We start from the raw sequence: 3,051 nt of genomic DNA on the forward strand, positions 1-3,051 counted from the left end.
ACACCGCCCGCCGCAGGACATGCAGCGCGGTGGCCGCGGCTGACCGGGCGCTGGCTTATAGTGCTTTGTCTCCCATCACTTCAGCACCAGCCCTCCCATGAAAACAAAAGCAGCCGTCGCCTGGAAATCCGGCGCACCTCTGACCATCGAAACCGTGGACCTGCAAGGCCCGAAATTCGGCGAAGTACTGGTCGAGATCAAGGCCACCGGCATTTGCCACACCGACTACTACACACTCTCGGGCGCCGACCCGGAGGGCATCTTCCCGGCCATCCTCGGCCATGAAGGCGCGGGCATCGTGGTGGATGTCGGCCCTGGCGTGACCACGCTCAAAAAGGGCGACCATGTCATTCCGCTGTACACACCTGAATGTCGCCAGTGCAAGTTCTGCCTGTCGCGCAAGACCAACCTCTGCCAGCTGATACGCGGCACCCAGGGCAAGGGCCTGATGCCCGACGCCACCAGCCGCTTCAGCCTGGACGGCAAACCTATTTTTCACTACATGGGCACCAGCACTTTCAGCAACTACACCGTAGCGCCCGAAATATCCCTGGCCAAAATCCGCGAGGACGCGCCCTTCGACAAGGTCTGTTACATCGGCTGCGGCGTCACCACCGGTATAGGTGCGGTGCTGTTCACCGCCAAGGTAGAGGCTGGCGCGAACGTGGTGGTGTTCGGCCTGGGCGGCATTGGCCTGAACGTGATTCAGGGCGCAAAGATGGTGGGCGCCGACAAGATCATCGGTGTCGACCTGAACCCGGAACGCGAAGCCATGGCGCGCAAGTTCGGGATGACGCACTTCATCAACCCGAAGACGACCGACAACGTGGTGGACGCGATCGTGCAGCTGACCGACGGCGGCGCCGACTACAGCTTTGAATGCATAGGCAACACCCAGGTCATGCGCCAGGCGCTCGAATGCACGCACAAGGGCTGGGGCCGCAGCATCATCATCGGCGTGGCCGAGGCCGGCGCCGAAATCAGCACCCGGCCCTTTCAGCTGGTCACTGGCCGCAAGTGGGAAGGCTCGGCCTTCGGCGGCGCGCGCGGCCGTACCGATGTGCCGAAGATCGTGGACTGGTACATGGAAGGCAAGATCAACATCGACGACCTGATCACGCACACCATGCCGCTGGAGGACATCAACAAAGGTTTTGATCTGATGAAGCGCGGCGAGTCGATCCGCGGTGTGGTCATTTATTAGCAACCCCATGGCGACACATCCGGAACTCCTCAGCGAACATGTCTGCTTCGGCGGCGTGCAGCGTTTCTATCAGCACGCCTCGTCCACCATAGGTTTGCCGATGAAGTTTTCGGTGTTCCTGCCGCCGCAGATGGTGATCAACGACGCCGGCGGCAAAGTTCCAGCGCTGATCTATCTGGCTGGCCTGACCTGCAACGAGGAAACCTTCATGACCAAGGCCGGCGCGCAGCGGCTGGCCTCAACATTGGGTCTGGCGCTGATCGCCCCGGACACCAGCCCGCGCGGCGCCAACCTGCCCGATGAAACCGACGACTGGGACTTCGGCGCGGGCGCAGGCTTCTACCTCGATGCCACGCAGGCTCCGTGGTCCAGGCACTACCGCATGGAAAGCTACATCACCGACGAGTTGCTGCCGCTGCTGACTGACCATCTGCCGCTGCAACCCGGCCGCATCGGCATCTTTGGTCACTCCATGGGTGGCCACGGCGCGCTGACCCTGGCCCTGCGACACCCCGACCTGTTCAAGTCGGTTTCCGCATTCGCGCCGATCTGCGCGCCCAGCCAGTGCCCCTGGGGCCGCAAGGCATTTACCGGCTACCTGGGCGCAGACACCGCCGCTTGGGCCGCGCACGACGCCACCGCCTTGATGAGCGGCATGGGCTCAGCGCCCTACCCTGGTGGCATTCTGATCGACCAGGGTCAGGCGGACAAGTTTTTGTCAGTGCAGTTGCACCCACATCTGTTTGAGGCAGCGTGCGCCAAAGCCGGGCAGGCGCTGCAGCTGCGATGGCATGCGGGTTATGACCACGGTTATTACTTCATCAGCACCTTCATGGCCGACCACCTGAACCACCACGCGCGGCAGTTGTCGGAGTGAGCCCTCAGGCGTCACTGCATCGCCGCTTTGTATGGCTATACGATTGTGAAAAACTCCTCGATGGCGCTTACGACTTCACTGGGGCGAGTGATAGTCGGGACGTGACCGGCGCCTTCGATAACGACAAGTTGGCTCGGTGGGAGTAACTGTGCGAGGTTCCGCGAGCTTGCTACGGGAGTGATGCGGTCACGGCTGCCGTGGATCACAAGCGTGGGTATTTGAATCTGGCTGACGCGGTGCTCCACCTGCACCGGTTCCAAGCGCTCCGTCAACTGCACCGCGGAAGGGCCGTCGGAGCGTATGCCGATTTGCTCACTCCATCGACGCGGATGCCTTCATTGCTTCGATGCGGTTCACGATCTCGATGGTCCCATCCTGTTCCGCCCGCACGGCCTCGCCCAAGCGCTTTGCCGCATTGGTGACTTGCGGATCGAGTATGCGGGTCAGCGCCTTCTGAAGTGTCGCGTCGCTGAAGTTCTTGAAAGGCAGATGCACACCCACTCCCAACCGTTCCAACTGCGCCCCCCAGAAGGGCTGATCCGCAAAGACGGATGCAACTACTGCGGGAATGCCGGCCACCAACGCAGCCTGAACTGTGCCGGCGCCTCCGTGATGCACTGCAGCCCGGCATTGGGGCAACAGCCAGCCATGATCAACAGCGCCGACGATGCGAACGTGACTTGGCAAATTCTTAGCTGCGTCCATCCGTGACCATCCGGCACCGACGAGCGCCCGGACCCCGCAGGTTGTAGAAGCCGAAGCGATCGTTTGCAACATCGCAGCGGGGTCCTCTACCGGCATGCTCCCCATGCCAAAGAAGACTGGCGCAGGACCCGCCGCGAGCCATGCCATCAGATCCGCATCCCGTTCGGATTCGCCCAAGCGCTGGCGCGCCGACGCCGGGAAGTGGATCGCTCCCAGAATTGGCATTGCATCCTTGTATTCCCGCGGTGGCGGCACGATGGCCGGA

4 protein-coding genes are annotated in these 3,051 nt (G+C 62.3%); 2 read left to right on the forward strand and 2 right to left on the reverse strand.

The genetic code is table 11. The annotated features are described in order from the left end of the window. Positions 1 to 97: 97 nt before the first annotated feature. On the forward strand, positions 98 to 1,204 hold the full coding sequence (locus ACESMT_RS05995) for an S-(hydroxymethyl)glutathione dehydrogenase/class III alcohol dehydrogenase (RefSeq protein ID WP_372825667.1): 1,107 nt from the start codon (positions 98 to 100) through the stop codon (positions 1,202 to 1,204). Positions 1,205 to 1,211: 7 nt separating this feature from the next. After that, on the forward strand, positions 1,212 to 2,081 hold the full coding sequence (fghA, locus tag ACESMT_RS06000) for an S-formylglutathione hydrolase (RefSeq protein ID WP_372825668.1): 870 nt from the start codon (positions 1,212 to 1,214) through the stop codon (positions 2,079 to 2,081). A 35-nt stretch (positions 2,082 to 2,116) separates the two neighbouring features. On the opposite strand, the gene ACESMT_RS06005 is transcribed toward fghA, so the two are convergent. Both ACESMT_RS06005 and ACESMT_RS06010 read right to left on the reverse strand, forming a co-directional pair. Beyond that, complete coding sequence (locus ACESMT_RS06005) at positions 2,117 to 2,359, reverse strand: alpha/beta fold hydrolase (RefSeq protein WP_372825669.1); 243 nt, start codon at positions 2,357 to 2,359, stop codon at positions 2,117 to 2,119. 34 nt (positions 2,360 to 2,393) lie between these two features. After that, the coding region (locus ACESMT_RS06010; protein WP_372825670.1) for a glycosyltransferase at positions 2,394 to 3,051 on the reverse strand (658 nt) is incomplete at its 5' end.

It is taken from the genome of Polaromonas sp., from assembly GCF_041689105.1.
Taxonomy (GTDB): domain Bacteria; phylum Pseudomonadota; class Gammaproteobacteria; order Burkholderiales; family Burkholderiaceae_C; genus Polaromonas.